Raw genomic sequence first — 5,615 nt, 5'->3', positions numbered from 1 at the left:
AACCTGCGTAGAGTATTACGAGTCGCCACGGCACAGGGGAAACCCACCAAGCGACAAAACACCTAGTCACATAGCGAATTCAGGCCAAAGCCGGAACCGAGAAATCCCAACTCGCACGAGTGAGAGTTTGAAGTAACAACCCAGCCACAGGCCACTGTGAGACACAACACGGAATACGGAGTTGACGCACAGAAAAGAAACGCAATAGACTAGACGAGTTGCCCAAACGGGTAACACGAAAACTTGAGAATGACCGATACGAAACACCGGCCAGGTTTGGCTAGGGTTGAGAATGCGGTTTGTTGCTTGAAAACTCAATAGCGTACCAATGTTATAAATAACATTCTTATCGTCCATCGTCATAATACCAAGACCACAACGGTCCTGGAGTGATATGGAAATTGAACTGATACCAAATATTTATACAACACTGTGAGAAACCAGCGGTTTCTCACTGAATTTGATAATCACATGGTTTCAGATTCGTCAGCTCGAACCACACCACCCCGTGGTGAATGGTTCGCTAACAATCAGAGACCAGGATCATCAACTACTTCATTTTTCTAACGGAGAGTTTGATTCTGGCTCAGGACGAACGCTGGCGGCGTGCTTAACACATGCAAGTCGAACGATGAAGCCCAGCTTGCTGGGTGGATTAGTGGCGAACGGGTGAGTAATACGTGAGTAACCTGCCTTTAACTCTGGGATAAGCCTTGGAAACGAGGTCTAATACCGGATACGACCAGTTTCCGCATGGGATGCTGGTGGAAAGGGATATGTACTGGTTTTAGATGGGCTCACGGCCTATCAGCTTGTTGGTGAGGTAACGGCTCACCAAGGCGACGACGGGTAGCCGGCCTGAGAGGGTGACCGGCCACACTGGGACTGAGACACGGCCCAGACTCCTACGGGAGGCAGCAGTGGGGAATATTGCACAATGGGCGCAAGCCTGATGCAGCGACGCCGCGTGAGGGATGACGGCCTTCGGGTTGTAAACCTCTTTCAGCAGGGAAGAAGCGAAAGTGACGGTACCTGCAGAAGAAGCGCCGGCTAACTACGTGCCAGCAGCCGCGGTAATACGTAGGGCGCGAGCGTTGTCCGGAATTATTGGGCGTAAAGAGCTTGTAGGCGGTTTGTCGCGTCTGCTGTGAAAGCCCGGGGCTTAACCCCGGGTTTGCAGTGGGTACGGGCTAACTAGAGTGCAGTAGGGGAGACTGGAATTCCTGGTGTAGCGGTGAAATGCGCAGATATCAGGAGGAACACCAATGGCGAAGGCAGGTCTCTGGGCTGTAACTGACGCTGAGAAGCGAAAGCATGGGGAGCAAACAGGATTAGATACCCTGGTAGTCCATGCCGTAAACGTTGGGCACTAGGTGTGGGGGACATTCCACGTTTTCCGCGCCGTAGCTAACGCATTAAGTGCCCCGCCTGGGGAGTACGGCCGCAAGGCTAAAACTCAAAGAAATTGACGGGGGCCCGCACAAGCGGCGGAGCATGCGGATTAATTCGATGCAACGCGAAGAACCTTACCAAGGCTTGACATATACCGGACCGCTCTAGAGATAGAGTTTCCCTTCGGGGCTGGTATACAGGTGGTGCATGGTTGTCGTCAGCTCGTGTCGTGAGATGTTGGGTTAAGTCCCGCAACGAGCGCAACCCTCGTTCTATGTTGCCAGCACGTAATGGTGGGGACTCATAGGAGACTGCCGGGGTCAACTCGGAGGAAGGTGGGGATGACGTCAAATCATCATGCCCCTTATGTCTTGGGCTTCACGCATGCTACAATGGCCGGTACAAAGGGTTGCGATACTGTGAGGTTGAGCTAATCCCAAAAAGCCGGTCTCAGTTCGGATTGGGGTCTGCAACTCGACCCCATGAAGTCGGAGTCGCTAGTAATCGCAGATCAGCAACGCTGCGGTGAATACGTTCCCGGGCCTTGTACACACCGCCCGTCAAGTCACGAAAGTTGGTAACACCCGAAGCCGATGGCCTAACCCGTTTGGGAGGGAGTCGTCGAAGGTGGGATTGGCGATTGGGACTAAGTCGTAACAAGGTAGCCGTACCGGAAGGTGCGGCTGGATCACCTCCTTTCTAAGGAGCTTCAACATATTGGTTGAGCCACGCTGGACGCGAGTGTCGTTTGGGTGGTTTGCTCATGGGTGGAATGTTAGTTCAGGTGCTGTGCTTGCTCTTTGGAGTTGGTGCTGTGCTGATGAGTTTGTGTGTAATGCTGGTGCGCTTTTGGGTTTTGAGGTAACAAGCCATACATGGTTTGTTGCTCTTAGGTTCCCGGCATGAGAGTAGTAGTCAGGGTTTTTCCTGGTTGCCTTGAGTGGTATCGGGTTGTTGTTTGAGAACTGTATAGTGGACGCGAGCATCTTCGAATGTAATGAAGATTTCTCAATCTCTATGATTGGGTTTCTTTGATACTTTTGATTTTGTACTTAGTTAGTCAAGGTTAATATCTTTGATTTTATCTGTGTGTAAGTTATTAAGGGCACACGGTGGATGCCTTGGCACTAGAAGCCGATGAAGGACGTGTGAATCTGCGAAAAGCCTGGGGAAGCCGATAACAGGGCGTTGATCCCAGGATGTCCGAATGGGGAAACCCAGCAAGCCATTATGGTTTGTTACCACCAGTTGAATGTATAGGCTGGTTGGAGGGAACGGGGGGAAGTGAAACATCTCAGTACCCTCAGGAAGAGAAAATAACTAATGATTCTGTGAGTAGTGGCGAGCGAAAGCGGAAGAGACTAAACCTGTGGTGTGTGATACCGGTTGAGGGTTGCATCATGGGGGTTGTGGGAGTACGCATAACAGTTTCAACCGGCTGTTGACGTGATGTTCTAGCATGTAGGTGAACGCCTTGGGATGGGCGACCGGAGAGGGTGAGAGTCCTGTAATCGTAATGTGTTAGACCGCGTGTGTGCCACCCGAGTAGCACGGGGCTCGTGGAATCTCGTGTGAATCTGCCAGGACCACCTGGTAAGTCTAAATACTTTCTAGTGACCGATAGTGAATCAGTACCGTGAGGGAATGGTGAAAAGTACCCCGGGAGGGGAGTGAAATAGTACCTGAAACCGTGTGCTTACAAGCCGTTGGAGCCTTTTGGGGTGACAGCGTGCCTTTTGAAGAATGAGCCTGCGAGTTAGTGTTCTGTCGCGAGGTTAACCCGTGTGGGGAAGCCGTAGCGAAAGCGAGTCTGAATAGGGCGAGTTAGTGGCAGGATCTAGACCCGAAGCGGAGTGATCTATCCATGGCCAGGTTGAAGCGACGGTAAGACGTCGTGGAGGACCGAACCCACTTCAGTTGAAAATGGAGGGGATGAGCTGTGGATAGGGGTGAAAGGCCAATCAAACTCTGTGATAGCTGGTTCTCCCCGAAATGCATTTAGGTGCAGCGTTACGTGTTTCTTGCCGGAGGTAGAGCTACTGGATGGCCGATGGGCCCCACAGGGTTACTGACGTCAGCTAAACTCCGAATGCTGGTAAGTGAGAGCGTAGCAGTGAGACAGTGGGGGATAAGCTTCATTGTCGAGAGGGAAACAGCCCAGACCATCAACTAAGGTCCCTAAGCGTGTACTAAGTGGGAAAGGATGTGGAGTTGCTTAGACAACCAGGAGGTTGGCTTAGAAGCAGCCACCCTTGAAAGAGTGCGTAATAGCTCACTGGTCAAGTGATTCTGCGCCGATAATGTAGCGGGGCTCAAGTACACCACCGAAGTTATGGCAATCAGCTTTTGTGCTGGTTGGGTAGGGGAGCGTCGTGTATCCAGTGAAGCTGCGGTGTAAACCAGTGGTGGAGGGTATGCGAGTGAGAATGCAGGCATGAGTAGCGAATCACGGGTGAGAAACCCGTGCGCCGGATGATCAAGGGTTCCAGGGTCAAGCTAATCTGCCCTGGGTTAGTCGGGGCCTAAGGCGAGGCCGACAGGCGTAGTCGATGGATAACGGGTTGATATTCCCGTACCGGCGAAAAACCGCCCATACTGATATTTTGATGCTAACTGTGAGAAGCTGTTTGTAACCCTGCCACTTGTGGTGGGGAGCTTGTGGTGGACTGCAGGACCCGATTTTTAGAGGTAAACGTATTAACAGGTGTGACGCAGGAAGGTAGCCAAGCCACGCGATGGTTGTCGTGGTCTAAGCGTGTAGGGTATCCGGTTGTTAAATGCGCCGGTGTTGGCCTGAGACGTGATGGGACCCCGTTTGTGGGGGATTTGGTGATCCTATGCTGCCGAGAAAAGCATCGACGTGAGGTTTTAGCCGCCCGTACCCGAAACCGACACAGGTGATCAGGTAGAGAATACTAAGGCGATCGAGAGAATCGTGGTTAAGGAACTCGGCAAAATGTCCCCGTAACTTCGGGAGAAGGGGAGCCTTGAGCGTGATCGGTCCGTGCGGCCGTGAGCGTGTATGGGTCGCAGAGAATTGGGGGAAGCGACTGTTTATCAAAAACACAGGTCCGTGCGAAGTCGTAAGACGATGTATACGGACTGACTCCTGCCCGGTGCTGGAAGGTTAAGAGGATTGGTTAGATCTTTTTGGGTCGAAGCTGAGAATTTAAGCCCCAGTAAACGGCGGTGGTAACTATAACCATCCTAAGGTAGCGAAATTCCTTGTCGGGTAAGTTCCGACCTGCACGAATGGAGTAACGACTTCCCTACTGTCTCAACCATGAACTCGGCGAAATTGCAGTACGAGTAAAGATGCTCGTTTCGCGCAGCAGGACGGAAAGACCCCGTGACCTTTACTATAGTTTGGTATTGGTGTTCGGTGTGGCTTGTGTAGGATAGGTGGGAGACTGTGAAGCATGGACGCTAGTTCGTGTGGAGTCGTTGTTGAAATACCACTCTGGTCGCTCTGGATGTCTAACTTCGGCCCGTGATCCGGGTCAGGGACAGTGCCTGATGGGTAGTTTAACTGGGGCGGTTGCCTCCTAAAAAGTAACGGAGGCGCCCAAAGGTTCCCTCAGCCTGGTTGGCAATCAGGTGTTGAGTGTAAGTGCACAAGGGAGCTTGACTGTGAGACTGGCAGGTCGAGCAGGGACGAAAGTCGGGACTAGTGATCCGGCGGTACGTTGTGGAACGGCCGTCGCTCAACGGATAAAAGGTACCTCGGGGATAACAGGCTGATCTTGCCCAAGAGTCCATATCGACGGCATGGTTTGGCACCTCGATGTCGGCTCGTCGCATCCTGGGGCTGGAGTTGGTCCCAAGGGTTGGGCTGTTCGCCCATTAAAGCGGTACGCGAGCTGGGTTCAGAACGTCGTGAGACAGTTCGGTCCCTATCCGCTGCGCGCGTTGGAAATTTGAGAAAGGCTGTCCTTAGTACGAGAGGACCGGGACGGACGAACCTCTGGTATGTCAGTTGTACCGCCAGGTGCATGGCTGATTGGCTACGTTCGGGAGGGATAACCGCTGAAAGCATCTAAGCGGGAAGCCTGTTTCGAGATGAGATTTCCTGGTGGCTTTTGTGTCACGTGAGGATCCCTATAGATGATGGGGTTGATAGGCTAGGTATGGACGCGGGGAATGCCCGTGGAGTTGACTGGTACTAATAGTCCGAAGGCTTACATTTTTTGACTGAGTGTGTTTGGTGTTTGCGTCCACTGTAT

2 rRNA genes are annotated in these 5,615 nt (G+C 52.3%); both read left to right on the top strand.

Features of this window, described 5'->3' with window-relative positions:
- Nucleotides 1–563 precede the first annotated feature (563 nt).
- Nucleotides 564–2,091: ribosomal RNA gene (locus E4U03_RS12185) — 16S ribosomal RNA — on the top strand.
- A 390-nt stretch (nucleotides 2,092–2,481) separates the two neighbouring features.
- A 23S ribosomal RNA gene (locus tag E4U03_RS12180) occupies nucleotides 2,482–5,578 on the top strand.
- Together the 16S and 23S rRNA genes form the textbook arrangement of a ribosomal RNA operon.
- The last annotated feature ends 37 nt before the right edge of the window (nucleotides 5,579–5,615 follow it).

Source organism: Rothia nasimurium (genome assembly GCF_004569295.1).
GTDB lineage: Bacteria > Actinomycetota > Actinomycetes > Actinomycetales > Micrococcaceae > Rothia > Rothia nasimurium_B.
The sequence above is the reverse complement of the archived record's forward strand: the minus strand, read 5'-3'. Positions and strand labels throughout refer to the sequence as shown.